The sequence below is a fragment of the Nostoc sp. 'Peltigera membranacea cyanobiont' 210A genome (assembly GCF_002246015.1).
Lineage (GTDB): Bacteria > Cyanobacteriota > Cyanobacteriia > Cyanobacteriales > Nostocaceae > Nostoc.
Window position 1 is genome coordinate 506534 of the sequence record NZ_NOLJ01000002.1, and the last position, 17394, is coordinate 523927.

Annotated in this window: 13 protein-coding genes; 7 read left to right on the forward strand and 6 right to left on the reverse strand. The window is 42.2% G+C overall.

The genetic code is table 11. From position 1 onward, the window contains the following. Positions 1-70: 70 nt before the first annotated feature. The 3 genes from CDG76_RS07080 to CDG76_RS07090 form a co-directional block, all read right to left on the reverse strand. Entirely contained in the window at positions 71-1177 is a 1107-nt protein-coding gene (locus CDG76_RS07080; RefSeq protein WP_094348754.1) for a precorrin-8X methylmutase, read from the reverse strand. Between the two features lie 112 nt (positions 1178-1289). After that, the gene (locus tag CDG76_RS07085) at positions 1290-1913 is read right to left on the reverse strand and encodes a hypothetical protein (protein ID WP_094348340.1); all 624 of its coding nucleotides are present in this window, start codon (positions 1911-1913) and stop codon (positions 1290-1292) included. A 3-nt stretch (positions 1914-1916) separates the two neighbouring features. Further along, positions 1917-2264 (reverse strand): STAS-like domain-containing protein, encoded by a 348-nt coding sequence (locus tag CDG76_RS07090; RefSeq protein WP_094348341.1) that lies wholly within the window; start codon positions 2262-2264, stop codon positions 1917-1919. Positions 2265-2521: 257 nt separating this feature from the next. Between CDG76_RS07090 and CDG76_RS07095 the strand changes: the two genes are divergently transcribed. The 4 genes from CDG76_RS07095 to CDG76_RS07110 all read left to right on the forward strand — a co-directional run bounded on the left by CDG76_RS07095 (position 2522) and on the right by CDG76_RS07110 (position 7469). Continuing rightward, positions 2522-4453 (forward strand): heavy metal translocating P-type ATPase, encoded by a 1932-nt coding sequence (locus tag CDG76_RS07095; protein ID WP_094348342.1) that lies wholly within the window; start codon positions 2522-2524, stop codon positions 4451-4453. Between the two features lie 424 nt (positions 4454-4877). Then, entirely contained in the window at positions 4878-5738 is an 861-nt protein-coding gene (rsmI, locus tag CDG76_RS07100; protein ID WP_094348343.1) for a 16S rRNA (cytidine(1402)-2'-O)-methyltransferase, read from the forward strand. Between the two features lie 481 nt (positions 5739-6219). Further along, positions 6220-6498: a GlsB/YeaQ/YmgE family stress response membrane protein gene (locus tag CDG76_RS07105; protein WP_094348344.1), complete on the forward strand. Its 279-nt coding sequence runs from the start codon at positions 6220-6222 to the stop codon at positions 6496-6498. A 59-nt stretch (positions 6499-6557) separates the two neighbouring features. Then, on the forward strand, positions 6558-7469 hold the full coding sequence (locus CDG76_RS07110) for a hypothetical protein (protein ID WP_094348345.1): 912 nt from the start codon (positions 6558-6560) through the stop codon (positions 7467-7469). 28 nt (positions 7470-7497) lie between these two features. On the opposite strand, the gene CDG76_RS37140 is transcribed toward CDG76_RS07110, so the two are convergent. After that, positions 7498-7662, reverse strand: a complete 165-nt coding sequence (locus CDG76_RS37140; RefSeq protein ID WP_190240784.1) for a hypothetical protein — start codon at positions 7660-7662, stop codon at positions 7498-7500. A gap of 514 nt (positions 7663-8176) precedes the next feature. Here CDG76_RS37140 and CDG76_RS07115 point away from each other — a divergent pair. After that, positions 8177-11800: a response regulator gene (locus CDG76_RS07115; protein WP_094348346.1), complete on the forward strand. Its 3624-nt coding sequence runs from the start codon at positions 8177-8179 to the stop codon at positions 11798-11800. Between the two features lie 44 nt (positions 11801-11844). Here CDG76_RS07115 and CDG76_RS07120 read toward each other — a convergent pair whose 3' ends face one another. Together CDG76_RS07120 and CDG76_RS07125 are read right to left on the reverse strand one after the other, a co-directional pair. Then, a complete protein-coding gene (locus CDG76_RS07120; RefSeq protein ID WP_094348347.1) occupies positions 11845-12540 on the reverse strand; it encodes a Uma2 family endonuclease in 696 nt (231 codons plus the stop codon). Positions 12541-12767: 227 nt separating this feature from the next. Further along, the gene (locus CDG76_RS07125; RefSeq protein ID WP_094348348.1) at positions 12768-13784 is read right to left on the reverse strand and encodes a ribose-phosphate pyrophosphokinase; all 1017 of its coding nucleotides are present in this window, start codon (positions 13782-13784) and stop codon (positions 12768-12770) included. A gap of 1161 nt (positions 13785-14945) precedes the next feature. On the opposite strand from CDG76_RS07125, the gene CDG76_RS07130 reads away from it, so the two are divergent. Further along, positions 14946-16685, forward strand: a complete 1740-nt coding sequence (locus CDG76_RS07130; RefSeq protein ID WP_094348349.1) for a serine/threonine-protein kinase — start codon at positions 14946-14948, stop codon at positions 16683-16685. Further along, positions 16685-17374: a dethiobiotin synthase gene (gene bioD, locus CDG76_RS07135; protein ID WP_094348350.1), complete on the forward strand. Its 690-nt coding sequence runs from the start codon at positions 16685-16687 to the stop codon at positions 17372-17374. Before CDG76_RS07130 ends, bioD begins: the two co-directional genes overlap by 1 nt. Positions 17375-17394: the final 20 nt, after the last annotated feature.

A 17394-nucleotide genomic window follows, 5' to 3' on the forward strand; every position in this document is an offset into this window, starting at 1 on the left:
CCCAGTTCCTAGAACATTTTCATACAAGGCTTTTGAAACTCGTTTCATTAAGACTGGCTTAAATGAATACTTATTTGAGATAACAATGACAATCTGGCTTATCTATCAGTGACTCCACCAAAGCATTTAAGGCAGTCGCAGCTAATGCGCCACCTCCCAAAGTCCCTTCAACTGTAATATAAGGTATCCCTTGTTGCATCAGTTGTCGCTTGGCTGCGGGAGCATGACTAAAGCCAATAGGCATTCCAATTACTAATGCCGGCTGAATTTTTTGATTAGCAATCGCTTCACAAGCTTCCAGAAGTACTGAGGGGGCATAACCAACTACCAGCACACAACCCTTACTTACTTGCAGCAATTTTGTTCGCCATTCTTGATGTTGCCAAAAGGCGAGTTCTGCTTCAGTGGCGGTAGTAATATGGGGGTTATCAATTAAGGTTTCGGTGTGGCATCCCAAGTGAAGTAATCGGGTTTGATCTAAAGCAGCAGCAACCGTTTGAGTGTCGACAACAATTTGACAACTTGAAGATAAAGCTTCTCGACTAGCTGCGATCGCATCTCGACTCAATTTCACAAAGGACACTAAACTGACATCGCCACAAGCCAAAACCAACTGAGAAATTAAATGCTGTTCAATTTCCGAACGGTGAGACAAATCAGGTAGTAAGCGTTGTAGCGATTCGGTAAAAGCTTCCGAGTGGGTATGAATTTCGGCATCCAAGCCACTCCAGAGATTTTCCAATCCCCCCAATCCGGCTTGGGTTTCAACATCAAGTAACTTCAGTTGCGCCAAAACTTCCGCTTGGATAATTTGACAATGGCGATCGCGCCCCAATAATCCTTCTAATGCTGATGCAGTTTGCCGCAGTTGGGAAATTTGTTGCATCACCGCCCGATATTGCTGCTGGAGTTGTCCCATGAGGTTAACAGTTGTATCGGCTTCTGGTTCCACTTCCAAAATATTGCGGATATGGTTTAGCTGAAACCCTTGCTGCTTGAGTGCGACAATTCGTTGCAACCGGAGAACATCTTTTTGGGTATAGAGACGGTAATTGCTGCGCGATCGCACTGGTTGCGGTAACAGTCCCAATTGATGGTAATGTCGCACCATCCGCGGAGTTAAACCACCGCCTACCAAGTGCGTTAACTGCTTAATTGTCAGTTCGCTACTTTTGATTTCCACGAATTACGTCTTAATAAAGGTTAATTATTGTCGAGGGGGCTTTTAGAAAAGGCGATGTCTGACGACAAGCCACTGCGTGCTACGCTTTTAACCTAGCTTAGTTCAACTATCTGCTAACCAATAATTTTTTCTGTCTATTAGCTTCTTGGATAACGTTGCTGTTGCTCGTAAATACCTGAATATCTGGAACAACAGCATAATCCATATCATCTGTAATAATTTTAATTTTCCCTGCTCCTGCTCTGCTAATAGCTTCGAGAAGTAGTAAGTCATAGCCATCAACAGCTTGAGTTTGGAATCTGTTTAGTGCTGCATCAGTTGTTGCGTCATCTACTGTCAGATCAACAGGAACAGCAAGCGCCTTAACCTGACTCCAAGCTGACTGAACTTCGGCAACAACATTCATCCGTTCATTTGGGTAATTATGACGGTATTCTTTAAGTGGCAAAAACCCATGCAATTTTTTATAAATCTCATATTCAGTTTTTTCAATAATATGAGCTAGTTCAGCCAAAATTAGCCCAGAATATGTCAGTGTGGCTCCATTTAAAAGAGCTTGATTAATATATTTGAGATAATTGCTGAATTTGAAGGTTTTAGTACCAAAACCAGCATTTGTATAAGTCTGCCAAAACCAGACGTTCGTATCTACAAGGAAAATATCACCCTGCTGGGGATTATCAGTTTTGATATCGATGATATCAGCTTGGATGTTAAGATTGACCACCATGCTTTAAAAAGTTGCAGCCTGCTCTGCGATCGCTGCATCAACCGCATTACGAAATTGCTCATCAGAATAGTAATGCTTTGCATTGGCAATCACACGCTCAAGAACATTCCACCCCTCAGAACTTATAGCGGTGAATTCAACAAGCTGATTAAGGTTATCTGCTGGAATATCTTTCAAGAGATGACCGATCGCAAAGTTGAAAAAAGGAGACGCAAAGACCTGAACTCCAGTAAAATCTAATTCTACAGGGTTGCCAGAAACCAGAACTGGATGAATCTGGTCATATACCTTCTGCCCACTCTCAGCACTGATGGCGTATTTTCCGATGAGATCAAAAATTTTGTATGCCATTCCTCTATCTCCCTCTTTAAAATAACCGCTTCTTAAGTTGATGAGCTTCAGTTGCTAGGCAGTAGTAAGATTCATCACAGCGAAGTGCAATATTAATTAAGGTTACGCTAAAGTTAGTACCTTTGTTCTCATATATCATATTATCGCCTATATACTCTGCAAACCTACCCACTCTGCGTTTCAAAATCATTATAAACCTTGACATTAACATTAATGTCAAGGTTTAGCGTGAGAGAGTCCCTGTTCATTTATCTCTCATGCTCTACCCCCAACGTTTCAGCCAATTCACCAGAGAACACGCAGATACCGTAGCAGCTCTTTTATGTGGCTTACTGCTATTTCTCGGATGGTTCGCCTTACATCTTGGCGCTTTGGGATTGGCGTTCTTACTACTACCCGCTGCTTATGTAATTGGTGGTTACGAAAGTGCGCGAGAGGGATTGACTACTCTCTTCAAAGAAAAAGAACTCGATGTCGATTTGCTGATGATTGTGGCGGCGATTGGTGCTGCTAGCCTCGGCTTATGGCGAAGAGAATATCATCTAATTATTGATGGGGCAATTTTGATTCTCATCTTTGCCATCAGTGGCGCACTAGAAGGCTATGCAATGCAGCGAACTGAGCGGAGTATCCGCGGTTTGATGAGCCTAACACCAGATACAGCAAGAGTTTTACTTCAGGGAAGGGAAGAGGAAATTCCGATCAGTCAGCTAAAAGTGGGTGATGAAATTGTCGTCAAACCTGGAGAGTTAATTCCTACTGATGGGATAATTTTATCTGGTTACAGCACCCTCAATCAAGCTGCAATTACAGGCGAGTCTTTACCTGTAGAGAAAACAGTGGGCGCAGAAGTATTTGCCGGTACACTCAATGGCTATGGTGCATTGCAGATTAAAGTACACAAACCAGCCCAAAGCAGTTTGATTCAGCGTGTAATTCGTTTGGTAGAACAAGCGCAGACAGAAGCACCACCTTCCCAAGAGTTTATCGATCGCTTTGAGAAGGGATATGCCAAAGTCATTGTAGTAGCTGGGATATTGCTGGCAACTTTACCGCCATTTATTTGGGGTTGGGATTGGGAAACAACTATTTATCGCGCTCTTACTTTCCTGGTGGTAGCTTCTCCCTGTGCGCTGATGGCTGCAATTATGCCTACCCTGCTTTCAGGAATCGCCAATGGTGCAAGACAGGGGATTTTGTTTAAAAATGGGGCGCAGTTGGAGAAGATTGGCCAAGTCCGAGCGATCGCATTTGATAAAACTGGTACTCTTACAACAGGACAGGTGCAGGTATTTCAGGTAGTTTCAGCTAGTGAATACACTTATAATGATGTATTAAAAGCCGCTGCTAGTATAGAATCATCTTCGGAACATCCCATCGGTAAGGCAATTGTGCAGGCGGCTGGCGATTTAGATTGGGTTGCTGCAATCGAAGTGCAAGCTATACCGGGACAGGGAATTGTCGGAATTGCTCAAGAACAACAAATAATTGTCGGGAATGCCATTTTTGTGCAGCAGTATGTAACAAATTTACCTGAAGAATTGCGAGAAATCGTTCAATCTTTGGAGCAAGAAGGTAAAACTGTCGTTTGGGTAGCGAAGAACCCCTCCCCGCTCTTCGAGAGGGGAGCAGAGGTGATGGGTGTAATTGCGATCGCAGATCAGGTGAGAGTCGAAGCAGCCGCAACCATAAGCCGATTAAAGAAACTGGGAGTTGAACAAATTGTCATGTTAACCGGGGATAATCAGGAAACTGCTTACAGTGTCGCCAAAGCAGTAGGAATCGATCGGGTATATGCCCAACTTCTACCAGAAGATAAGCTGGATGTTATCCGCCGTTTACAGCAACAATATCAAACAGTTGCAATGGTAGGCGATGGCATTAATGATGCACCAGCTTTGGCGCAAGCATCCGTGGGTATAGCGATGGGAGTATCTGGGAGTGATGTGGCATTGGAAACCGCAGATATCGTACTGATGGCAGACAGGTTAGAAAAAATTGCTGTGGCGATGCATTTGGGCAGGCGATCGCAACTCATAGTAAAACAAAATATAGTTGTAGCATTGAGTTTCATTATGTTGCTTTTAGTCGGCAACTTTCTAGGAAATATTAACCTACCAATCGGGGTCATTGGCCATGAAGGTTCCACAGTATTAGTTACCCTCAGTGGACTAAGATTATTGAAATAAGATAGGACGCCAGGTGAGCAACAAAACTCAGATGTAGAGACGCGATTTATCGCGTCTTAAAAGACCAGAAATACCCGAAATCACTGAAATTTATGAATTAGAAACTTTCATCGGGTCAAAAAAACAAAATTTGAGTATGAAATGTGGCCAATACTCAATTCACATTATACGTAAATTATTATTTTGACTTCTTAACTTTTAACTCCTAACTCCTAACTCTTAACTCCTAACTCCTAACTCCTAATATCATGCCCGCATAATTAGTTATGCTAACCACAGTCATTGCACCCCACCCCTTAATCCCCTCCCGAAGAGCGGGGAGGGGAGACAAAGGGTAGCTTTGGCGGGGGTGGGGTTCTTCAGGTTTAATAAGCAATCAAGCGGACATGATATAACTCCTAACTCCTAACTCTTACTCTTACTCATGCAAACCGATCCAAAACCAGGAACACTTTACGTTGTCGGCACACCAATTGGCAACCTGGAAGATATCACCTTTCGGGCAGTGCGAATTTTGCAAACTGTGGATATCATTGCTGCGGAAGACACGCGTCATACTGGGAAACTGCTACAACATTTTCAAGTTAAAACACCCCAGGTGAGTTACCACGAACACAATCGTACCAGCCGTATTCCCGAATTATTAGAGCATTTAGTTAATAATAAAGCGATCGCTCTGGTGAGCGATGCGGGAATGCCAGGTATTTCCGATCCTGGATATGAACTGGTGAAAGCCTGTATTGAGGCGGGAATTCCTGTAGTTCCCATTCCTGGCGCTAGTGCAGCAATTACTGCTTTAAGTGCAGCTGGACTACCAACGGATCGGTTTGTCTTTGAAGGCTTTCTCCCGGCTAAAACTCAACAGAGACAAGAACATTTAGAATCTCTGCAAACAGAATCTCGCACCTTGATTTTCTACGAATCGCCGCACCGTTTGCGAGATACTTTGCAAGATTTAGCAGAGGTTTGGGGAAGCGATCGCCAAATTGTGCTAGGACGGGAGTTAACTAAATTGTATGAGGAATTTTGGCGGGGGACAATTGCCGAAGCGATCGCTTACTACACTCAACGAGAACCCCAAGGTGAATATACATTAGTAGTAGCGGGAATTCCAGCCAGTCAACCCCAACTAACAGAAGAAGAATTGAAAGCCGAATTGAAACAGTTAATTAGTCAAGGAATATCGCGATCGCAAGCTAGCCGTCAGTTAGCAAAATTTACTTCCCTTCCCCGTCGCCAACTATATCAACTAGCTCTTTCTATAGTCTCCAGTCCTGAGCCTTGAACGGCTGATATCACTTTTTTGAAAATCAAAAATCTCAATTTGAAATGTATATGTTTCGGGAGCATCTCACCTTTGCAAATATACCAGGCGAATGGAATTCGCCAGGGCAGGCGTATTTTTACACTCATTGAGATGCTCCCTATATTTCTTTATTCTTTCTTCCTTTTCTGTCCTTCTCTACGAGATACTACCCTTACCCATACAGGGAAGTAAGCTACACGTCGTGTCTCATATAGAATGCGGTTAGCTTCCTTATCTACATCTTGTATGATGTCAAATAAGACTGCTATACAAATACTTAAATGTACAGAATGTGACTAATTTGTATATTCATCCTCAAAGATGACTTGGCGAATATTCAAATGATATCTAAAGATTCCTGATATTAGTTCTTTAGATAGATCGGAAATTTTGGAGGCAAACTTTAATATGAAATTAGTCAAATGCAAACAAAGCAGATTTTCAGTGAAGGAGAAATTCGATGACTAACATTATTGCTTGGTTGGTTTTGGGTTTAATCGCAGGTGCGTTAGCTAAGTTATTTTATCCTGGAACCCAAGGCGGCGGTATTATCTCTACCATTGTATTAGGAATCCTGGGAGCCGTATTGGGTGGTTATTTGGGTCAAGTATTGCTAGGAAGTAGTTCGGCAGCAGCTGCATCTGTAGGAGCTTTATCTCTGGGAAGCATTTTATTTGCTGTTATTGGTGCAATGATACTAATTTTCGTTTGGGGTTTACTGACTCGTCGAGCTGTGTAATTACCTCAATTTCAGGTAACAATCTTGGGAATCACTTCTAACTGCAATAAACCGATAAAATGACATTAGAAAAAGAGCGAAGAACTATAGGAGTTTTCGCTGGGTATTCCGATGCACAATTGGTACTTCAGGAACTAAAAGCTGCTAATTTTCCAATGGAGAAAGTTTCTGTTATTGCACGGAATACAGAACACCAAAGTGATATTGCTGGTGTTGAAATCATCGAAAACACTGGCAATATATCCTCAGAAGATGCTGCTGGAGCCGTTACTAGTGATGCTTTAGATGGTCTTACTGGTTTATCAGTCGATCTAGTCCTCTTGGTAATTCCTGGTATAGGCCCAGTCATCTTAGCCGGAGCGGAAGTAACTGCGATCGCTACCACTTTAGCAGGTGGTTTGCCTGGTTTGTTCCTAAGTTTAGGAATTGCTGAAAAGCAAGCACAGGGTTATAGCGATCTTGTCTGTAAGGGTTACTATTTGGTGATAGTAACCGGTATAGACATAGAAATTCGTCTCGCCAAGAGAATTTTTAATCGCCGTGATATTCAACAATGGGGAGTCTTTGAGCCATACTCGACCCCAAATAATCGCTATAAACACGCACTTGGTGTTTTTTATAAGCGTCAAGACGCAGAAAGAGCGCTTACTGAACTGAGAACTGCTGACTTCCCAATGAGTCAAGTATCAATAGTTGTTAAAAATACAAGCAACTTAAGTGATATTTGTGAGGTAGACATCAGCAGTTCCCAAGATAAATATACTACCTTAGGAATTTCTGATGAGTTAGCTAGATGTTATGAACATCATCTGACTCTTGGTCATTATTTATTAGTATTAAAAAGCACTGATATCTATGTAGCAGGCGCAAGAGCCATCTTAGAGAGTAACAAGATTCAACATTTTAGTATTTATAGTCAATCTGAACTTGATGCGGCTAGAAGCGATCGCCAGGTTATTACCAACTTCTAGTTAATCCTCAAGTTAATATTAATAGTTTTTACGACACATCATGATTGTGCATATTAGGAATATGAGTATAGGTTGTCTTTTGAAACCTTAACTTTCCTGTGGAATGAATACCGCTTGCGATCGCTAAGGTTACGGTTGCTCTGTAGTATTGATGTATAATGTCATAGATGTCATATCCAACCGCAAAAGCCACTAGATTTAGTGTTTAACTAAATTGTGTTTTCATAATTTAATTTTCACTATCCAACTGTTTAATTTTACTATCCAGCCTAGTTGTAAAGCTCAAAGTTATTTAACCATTACAAGATAATTTTAAGAAATATCATTTTTTAGTAAAATTGAATGTTAAATTTATAATTTCAACATAAGTGTTTCGTTATTCACGGCGAGATTCAATTACAAAATCAGGTAGTTACTTATTTTGAAATAAATTATACTATCGAATGGTTTATTATTAATAAAATTGTCAAAGTTTAAATAAATAAATATATAATTATTTAAACTAAGTTTACATTGGGAAAAATTAGGATATAAATGGTAATCGTTGGTATGCAAAAAACTAAGTATATCCTAACCTTAACTAAATATCCTCCATTTATCGAAACTCTTATGCTGTATTCATTTTTAATTTTTAATTTTTAATTTTTAATTCCGCCTTGCGGTAATAGTCTCAGAAACAGAAATAATTTGAATACCTGTTTGGAATAATGTTGAACCGTTTGAAGATTGGAACCAAGATTGGAGTAAGTTTTGCTTTGAGTTTGGCAACTCTGACCACCATTGGTCTAATCTCCTACCAAAGCACCAATGAGCTAATTGAAACTTCGCGCAAAGAAAGCCATACTTACCAGGTGTTAAGTCAGCTTGAAGACCTCAACTTGCAACTGACAAATGCTGAGACAGGGCAACGCGGTTACATTATTACTGGAGAACAGCGCTATTTAGAACCTTATAACGCTGCCATTCAAGTACTGAATCAAAAAGTTGGGGAAATTCAAAGGTTAACGGTAGATAACCCCAACCAACAAAATCGGCTTGATATTTTGCAGCCACTACTAACCGAGAGAATGGCTGTAATGAAAGAAGTCATAGAGCTGCGGCAAAGCCAGGGTTTAGAAGCTTCTCAGAAAGCTGTTCTGACAGACCAGGGCAAGCAGCTGATGGATAATATCCAGAAAGTTATCCAGGCGATGAAAAATGAAGAGAATGCACTGCTAAAACAGCGCTCTGAGAAGGCACAAGCAGCTGGTCGGCAAACCCTCGCTAGCATTGTCTATAGTATTCCCTTCTTTTCTTTGCTCTTAGCTTTGATCGGCTTCACCCTGACCAGACATATTTCAGTACCCCTGAAGCAAGTTTCTGATTTAGCAGAAAAAATGGCAGATGGGGATTTATCGGTAAGTTTACCAGATAGCGATCGCCAAGATGAAATTGGTGTGTTGACGCGCACCTTCAACCAGATGATCGTTAATCTGCGAAACACAACTCAAAAAAATGAGGAGCAAAACTGGCTAAAATCTAACTTAGCTGAATTTACCCAGATGCTCCAAGGGCAGCGAAATCTGGAAAGCGTGTCTAATCTGATCTTGTCGAATTTAGCACCACTAGTTGGGGCCTCACAGGGCGTTTTTTATGTAATGGACTCCATAGACGACCATCCTGTGCTGAAGTTGCTGAGTGGTTATGCTTATAAAGAGCGAAAAAACCTAGCAAATCAGTTTCGTTTGGGTGAGGGACTGGTGGGACAATGCGCCCTAGAAAAACAAAGAATCCTCCTCACAGAAGTTCCCAGTGACTATATCCGCATCGCTTCTGGCTTAGGAGAAGCACCACCGCTAAATATTATTGTGTTGCCCATACTATTTGAGGGGCAGGTAAATGCTGTAATTGAACTTGCCTCTTTTGGGCCTTTTAGTGAGTTACACCTGACATTTTTAGAGCAATTGAGTGAAAATCTGGGTGTATTTTTAAATAACATCGCCTCACAATTGCAAACACAGCAACTACTTGAAGAATCTGTTGCTTTAACAGAGGAACTGCAAACCCAGCAAGAAGAACTACAGCAAAGCAATCAACGCTTGGAAGAACAGACGCAAGAACTGGAGGAATCACAATTTCTTGTCAAGCAATCTAACGAAGAATTACAACAACTAAATGAGGAGCTAGAAGAAAAGGCAGAATTGTTAGAACTTCAAAATCGAGAAGTAGCCCGCAAGAACCAGGAAGTTGAGCGGGCGAGGAAGTCTTTGGAAGAAAAAGCTGAACAACTGGCCTTGTCTTCCAAATATAAGTCAGAATTTCTGGCGAATATGTCCCACGAACTGCGGACACCGTTAAATAGCCTATTAATTTTAGCAAGGCTGCTGGCAGATAACTCTCTTAACAACTTGACCGACAAACAGGTAGAGTACAGCCGGACTATTTACTCGGCTGGGACTGATTTGCTGGAATTAATCAATGACATTCTAGATTTGGCAAAAATTGAGTCGGGTACTATGTCGCTCGATATCGAGCAAATTGTTCTTGCAGATTTGGAGACATCTCTAGAACAGACTTTCCGGCAAGTTGCCCACAATAAAGAAATCAGTTTTACTATTGAACGGGATGAGAAGTTACCCCCAACAATTTATAACGACTCCAAACGTCTGCAACAAGTGCTGAAAAATCTCCTAGCTAACGCCTTTAAATTTACAGAACGGGGAGGCGTGAAGTTACAAATATTCCAAGTTGATAATTCCACGATTGCTTTTGCCGTCAGCGACACGGGGATAGGCATTCCAGCCGAAAAGCAGAAGATTATTTTCGAGGCATTTCAGCAGGCAGATGGCACAACTAGCCGCAAGTACGGCGGGACTGGCTTGGGCTTGTCCATCAGCCGTGAATTAGCTCAACTGTTAGGAGGGAGAATTGAACTACTCAGCCAACCAGGACAGGGAAGCACCTTCACCCTTTACTTGCCCAGACAACAGGAAAAGAATGGCCCAAATATCACTACACCACCCCTTGAGACAACTACCTCTACCCGTACAACATCGACCATAAAAGAAGTGTCACTGGTGGAAAACAGACCCCCAACTGTGGACATCTCTCCATCAGTGAAAGTGCTTCCTAGCTTACCCCACGATATTCCAGATGACCGGGAAATAATTCAATCGGGCGATCGCATTTTGTTAATTATCGAGGATGACGATAAATTCGCCCGTATCTTACTAGATATGGCACGTCAGCAGGGCTTTAAAACGATTGTTGCTTTACAGAGCAAACAAGGTCTAGCACTAGCGGAACAGTTTAAGCCCAATGCAATTATGCTAGATATCCACATGCCAGAAATGGATGGTTGGACGGTGCTGGATCGTCTAAAGCATAAGCCAGATACCAGACATATACCAGTACACATACTTTCTGTTGATGAAAGACAACAACGGGGATTACAGCTAGGAGCGATTACCTATCTGCAAAAACCCGTATCTCCAGAAGCGCTAACTCAGGTATTGACTGAAATTAAAGGCTTTATTGAGCGTCAGGTAAAAACTCTCCTAATTGTAGAAGATGACCCCGTACAAGCCCAAAGTATTATCGAACTTATTGGTAACGGCGATGTCCAGAGTACAGCAGTGGGTACGGGGGCAGAAGCCCTCTCGATTTTGCGATCGCATCACTTTGATTGTATGGTACTGGATCTCGGTCTGCCCGATATGAGCGGGTTTGCCCTAATTGAGCAGATAAAGCTGGAACCCAGACTTTTGAAACTGCCGATAATTGTTTACACCGGCAAAGAACTCAGCCGACAAGAAGAAACCCAGCTGCGGGGACTGGCAGAGACAATTATTATTAAAAATGTGCGATCGCCAGAGCGGTTGTTAGACGAAACTGCCCTATTTTTGCATCGAGTGCAAGCAAATTTGCCCACGCCAAAGCGGCAAATGCTAGAGCAACTACATCAAACCGACCCAGTGCTAGCTAATCGAAAAATTTTGATTGTAGATGATGACCTGCGAAATATTTTTGCCCTTACCAGCTTTTTAGAAAGCTATCAAATGCAAGTGCTGTTTGCCGAAAACGGCAGAGATGGTATAGAAAGACTGCAAGCTAATCCTGAAATTAATATAGTTTTGATGGATATCATGATGCCAGAAATGGATGGTTACGAAACCACCCGCGCCATCCGCCAGCAACACCAGTTTCGCTCACTACCAATCATTGCTTTAACTGCCAAAGCTATGCCAGGCGACAAGGAAAAATGCATCGAAGCTGGAGCCTCTGACTACATCACCAAACCTGTAGATACCGAGCAACTACTTTCACTGCTCCGGGTTTGGCTGTATCGGTGAGATTATTGTCAAGCCGTTGCTTGCAAATTTTTCGCAGTATATATCTATTCCCTATTTCCGATAGTCTCATTCAACTTTTGCATAAATTCTTGATGTTCAGTGGCAGCTAAACCTGCTTGTAAAACAGATAACACCGTTGCCATTTCTCCTGACAGCAAGGCAGGTATCGACAACCACAACCCTGGAAACACCTGACTACGAATAATTCCCTGCTCATCGGTTGGTAGCGAAACATACTCGTCTGCTTGCAGCCTAAACCAATCCAACTGATTATCTAATGTTCGCCAGACAATATACTCCTGTACTCCATTCCGCCGATAGGTGCGTTTTTTATCATGTAAATCGATAGCTGCACTGCTTGCTGCCACTTCTATCACCAGTTCGGGTGCGCCTTGGATATAATCATCCTCACTAATCAATGCCTGTCTGCCCGGAATGAATAGTACCGCGTCAGGCTGTGGTTCATTATCCGCATCTAAACGCACTGTGGGTTCAATTCCCAGAACAAGGCCAGGGGTTGCAGTTTTATAGTTCCACAACCACCCGATCAGGTTTCCATGTGGTTCCCCATGACTTTTAATTCTGAGTGGGGATGCCATTATATACACAACTCCTTCAACCAGTTCAGCTTTTCTTAAATGCGGCATTGCCTGATAGCGACGCTCAAATTCGTAGCGAGATAAGCGATCGCCATTTTCCAGAGGTAAAACTGAAATCACTTTTTTAGGAGCTGCAACCATCCTTTTGTCCTCTTTACCCAAATTGTCCAAACTGAATCAAAATATTCTAATTTGGCAGTGCTGCATCCATTTTACTACCGCATATCAAAAAAGCTCTTGTGGCGCGATTAGGGGTGCTTTCGCCCACAAGGGACGTTAGTGTTGGCGTAATAACTAAAAGCAAAAGCCCACACTGCACCCGATCAAGGGGTCAATGTGGGTAATTTATCCCTGTAACGGGAATGTAGTTAGCGGAACATACTACTGACTGAAGTATCTTCATGAATTCGCCAGATCGTTTCTCCCAACAGATTAGCTACTGACAGCACCACTAGTTGCGGAAAACGATTGTTGTCTGGTATGGGAATGGTATTGGTGACAATGACTTCCTCAAACAAGCCACTAGACAACCGCTCCACCGCTGGTGGAGAGAATACCGCATGAGTTGCACAGGCATATACCTGACGCGCTCCTTCTTCACGCAGTAATCGCGCTCCTTCTGCGATCGTGCCCCCAGTGTCAATCATGTCATCTACTAACACTGCGGTTTTACCTTTAACATCGCCGATGATATTTAATACTTCGGCAACATTATGGGCATGACGACGTTTGTCAATAATCGCCAGTGGAGCATCACCCAGTTTTTTCGCAAATGCCCTAGCTCGTGCTACACCACCAACATCGGGAGAAACAACTACCAAGTCTGGCAGCTGTTTGCTTGCTAGATAATCTAGTAATACTGGTGAACCGTAAACATGGTCAAAGGGGATATCGAAATAGCCTTGAATCTGAGCTGAGTGTAAATCCATTGCTAGAACGCGGTTGGCACCTGCTTCGGTGATCAAGTTCGCAACTAGCTTGGCGGTTATTGACTCTCGTCCTGCTGTTTTGCGATCGGCACGAGCATAGCCATAGTAGGGAATTACTGCCGTTACCTGTCGCGCAGAAGCTCGACGACAGGCATCAACCATAATCAATAATTCCATCAAATGATCGTTGACGGGTTGACAACATGGCTGGATTAAATAGACATCACAACCCCGAATCGATTCTTGGATTTGAACGTAAAGTTCTCCATCCGCAAATCTTTTGCGAATCATTGGCCCCAAGTCCATGCCCAGATAACGAGCGACTTCTTGAGACAGTTGTAAATTGGCAGAGCCAGAAAACAGCCGCAGGCGGTGATTATCGTTCAGTCCTGTTGCAGATGGTTGCATTTTGAAAGTTGCAGAACTGAGCACAGCAGATCCTCTATGTGCATTCATAGTAATATTATCATTAGAGATTTCATAGATTTAACCAAGAAATAGCCTAAAAAAACATCTGTAAGTTTTATTGAAGCTTCCATACAAAATTTAAACATTTTTGCATAAAATTATTATTCGCTAGTTATCTAGTTTTCTTGACAAACAAGCTATTGATAGCTTAACTGACATCAAGTTAATGCACTAGGTCTATAGTTCAATTTTTTGGTTGAGGTAAATAACCCTAATCGCTTAAACATTATTGGTGTGGTAGGTTCTTCTAATTACCTCATTGATAGCTGAGAGTAAAGCATTGACAACTTTAGTGATATTAAAGAGTTTGTCCTCACACAGTATAGCACCTATCTCTAAGTAGTCAAATGGTAGCTTATTAGTCCATGAATTACGCATTGACAAAAATGACAATCATAACAAGCCCAGAAGAGGCTAACAGTGGACAAATTAATCCACGTACAAGCACATTTTTAGATAAAGTTTGCATAAATATTAAATAAATATTAAATAAAGATAGTTTTTGATACTAAAAATATGACTCAATAAAAATAATCCTATCTAAGTAAATCCATCTAAATTTTCAACCTGAGCATCCTGTCAAGTGTAAGCTACCAATTGCCGCTGAATTAGTTAGCATCCGTATTGTTGCCGGGATAAAATTAGTACTGTTGGGTTTGCTTTAATCTTTGGGTGGTAGCGATAACTGCCTCTGACTTTCGATTCAAACGAATGATAATTTGGGATGTTGGGGCGATCGCCACTCGAATAAATTTGGGAAATAGCCAAATAGCAGAAAAATTGACAAAATCAAGATTTTTAGTGCTAAAGGAATCATTCTCGCTCTTGATTCAGAATTCAGAATTCAGAATTCAGAATTCTGCATTCTTCTTCAATTTCCCCAAGAATTGATTGAAAAACAGAAGAATGATTTGTATAACCTGGATTCTCAAGTTAATTTTGCATATTTCAAAATCTCTGGTTTTTCTAGGAAGAGAAATTGAATGGGAAATTGGGGACTCTGAAGTTATAGAGTAGGAAAAACCTTGCTCTGGTGGAGTGTACTTGTTGAGTATAGTAGAATATTGCCGCAGGTAACTGTCCGTCGCCTCTTGGACTTAATCTTTGTGGGTGATCTCCTCAGTTGCTACTACACTCAATCAACCGATCATGCAACCACCGATTACAGTTGGCACTGTCTTGCAAAACCGTTACCGCATAATTCAAATTCTCGGACAAGGAGGATTTGGTAGAACCTATCTGGCAGAAGACCAGAGGCGCTTTAACGAACTTTGCGCGATCAAGGAATTGAATTCAACAGTAGGGTCGGCTTTGGATTGGGAGAGGGCACAAGAGCTTTTTCACCGAGAAGCTGCCATTTTATATCAAATCGAACACCCACAAGTGCCGAAATTCCGGGAAAGATTTGAGCAAGACCAACGCTTATTTTTGGTGGAGGACTACATTGCAGGTCAGACGTACCGCACTCTGCTGGCTGAACGTCAAGCTGTGGGTAAAACTTTCACAGAGGCCGAAGTATTGCAGCTGATAGAGTTGTTGTTGCCTGTTTTAGAGCATATTCACAGTAGAGGAATTATTCATCGGGATATCTCGCCAGAAAACATTATTTTGCGAGATAGTGACGCTAAACCTGTGTTAATTGACTTTGGGGTGGTGAAGGAACTGGCAACGCGTTTACAATCGCCAGATAGTCCCATACCAAAAACCACCGTCGGAAAATTAGGCTACTCTCCTAGCGAACAAATGCAAACAGGGGGAGCTTATCCTAGTAGTGACTTATATGCATTAGCGGTAAGCGCGATTGTTTTGCTGACTGGTAAAGAACCAAAGGATCTATTCGATCAAAACCAACTAACTTGGAATTGGCAACGGTGGGTAAAAGTGAACCCGCGATTTGCTGTAGTGTTGAATCGAATGTTGAATCATATACCGAGCGATCGCTATCAAAGTGCTGCTAGTGTATCTCAAGCACTACAACCTTTACACGAAGTCAATCTTCCTAATGTAAATGTGTCTAACTTGCAGACAATGGCAGTTAGTCGCCGTCCTGACTTAGTAACACCAGCAACTTCGCCCAAGAAACCCGATCCTGTGATTCCACCAAGTCCCACTAGCTCAATTTTGGATAATCCGTTAGCGATCGCCGCAATTGCTATTGCTGTCGTGATCGTAGCAGGATTTGGTTCTTGGGCACTAGTTAGTTCCATCCGCAGTCAGTCGAAAACACCAGATGAGACGCTTCCACAAAATTTCCCTTCACCAGTAATTTCTGGTGGTACTACATTCACACCGACGCCAACACCAACACCAACACCAACACCAACACCCACACCTACTAACCAACCTGTTAAATCTACTAAGCGCCTCAACCTTACAGCATCTAACCCGATCGCGGTTGAAGGTACTCTCAAAGCAAATCAAATCATCCAGTACAGCTTTTTTGGGCGAGAAGGTACTAAATTAAACACGTTTATTGACCCAGGAAGCAACATTCTGCTAACAGTCTTAAGTCCCAATGGACAACCAATTGAGAATACTGCCCAACAAGTCACATTTTATCAAGGCACATTGTTGGTTACTGGTAGATATACTATTGAGTTAACTCTGCTTTCAGGAGTTGCCGAAAGCAATTACAATTTCAATGTTGCATTAGAAAAACCAGTCAAACCAACACCGACAGAGACACCTTTGCCACTTCCCACAGAAACACCCTTGCCAATTCCCACAGAAACACCCTTGCCATTTCCTACAGAAACACCCTTGCCACTTCCCACAGAAACACCTTTGCCAATTCCCACAGAGACACCCTTACCAATTCCGACGATTACTGAAGCGCCAACTTTGCCGCCGGCTGATGAAACACAACCATTTTCTGGCCAAAGAAATTAATGTTAAACACACTACTGATTACTGGAACTGATACGGAAGCTGGTAAAACTGTTTTAACAACAGCGTTAGCAGCTTATTGGCAAAAATATTACCCGCAGCGTCGCTGGGGAATCATGAAACCGATTCAATCGGGGATTGGCGATCGCGAATGGTATCAAAAGCTATTTGTGCTAGAACAATCTGATGAAGAAATTACACCTTTATACTTTCAAGCACCTCTGGCTCCTCCCATAGCAGCAGCACGGGAAAATCGCCGAGTAGATTTAGCAGTAGTTTGGCAAGCTTTGTCTAAGTTGCGATCGCAGCGTGATTTTGTACTTGTAGAAGCCTTGGGAGGGTTAGGTTCGCCAATAACTGAGGAATTAACAGTAGCTGATTTGGCGGGGGAATGGCGTTTACCAACAGTATTGGTAGTACCAGTGAGATTGGGTGCGATCGCTCAAGCAGTGGCAAATGTGGCATTAGCTAGACAATCGCGCGTCAATCTCAAAGGCATTGTTTTGAACTGCGTACAACCCCGAACGGATGCAGAAATAGCCGACTGGACACCATTTCAATTGATTCAATCACTCACTAACACGCCAGTTTTAGGCTGCTTACCCTATCTAGATAATCTGACTGATTTAGATAAACTTGCTCAAATAGCATCAGATTTAGATTGGGAAACACTAACACTTGAGAATGATTAAATTGGGGCAGGGGGCAGGGG

What these genes read in the sequence shown, in the direction of transcription:
- CDG76_RS07120 (WP_094348347.1), bottom strand. Translation starts at nt 12,540, where the DNA reads ATGGTTGCAGCTCCTAAAAAAGTGATTTCAGTTTTACCTCTGGAAAAT.
- CDG76_RS07125 (WP_094348348.1), bottom strand. Translation starts at nt 13,784, where the DNA reads ATGAATGCACATAGAGGATCTGCTGTGCTCAGTTCTGCAACTTTCAAA.
- CDG76_RS07115 (WP_094348346.1), top strand. Translation starts at nt 8,177, where the DNA reads ATGTTGAACCGTTTGAAGATTGGAACCAAGATTGGAGTAAGTTTTGCT.
- bioD (WP_094348350.1), top strand. Translation starts at nt 16,685, where the DNA reads ATGTTAAACACACTACTGATTACTGGAACTGATACGGAAGCTGGTAAA.
- CDG76_RS07105 (WP_094348344.1), top strand. Translation starts at nt 6,220, where the DNA reads ATGACTAACATTATTGCTTGGTTGGTTTTGGGTTTAATCGCAGGTGCG.
- CDG76_RS07130 (WP_094348349.1), top strand. Translation starts at nt 14,946, where the DNA reads ATGCAACCACCGATTACAGTTGGCACTGTCTTGCAAAACCGTTACCGC.
- rsmI (WP_094348343.1), top strand. Translation starts at nt 4,878, where the DNA reads ATGCAAACCGATCCAAAACCAGGAACACTTTACGTTGTCGGCACACCA.
- CDG76_RS07110 (WP_094348345.1), top strand. Translation starts at nt 6,558, where the DNA reads ATGACATTAGAAAAAGAGCGAAGAACTATAGGAGTTTTCGCTGGGTAT.
- CDG76_RS07085 (WP_094348340.1), bottom strand. Translation starts at nt 1,913, where the DNA reads ATGGTGGTCAATCTTAACATCCAAGCTGATATCATCGATATCAAAACT.
- CDG76_RS07090 (WP_094348341.1), bottom strand. Translation starts at nt 2,264, where the DNA reads ATGGCATACAAAATTTTTGATCTCATCGGAAAATACGCCATCAGTGCT.
- CDG76_RS07095 (WP_094348342.1), top strand. Translation starts at nt 2,522, where the DNA reads ATGCTCTACCCCCAACGTTTCAGCCAATTCACCAGAGAACACGCAGAT.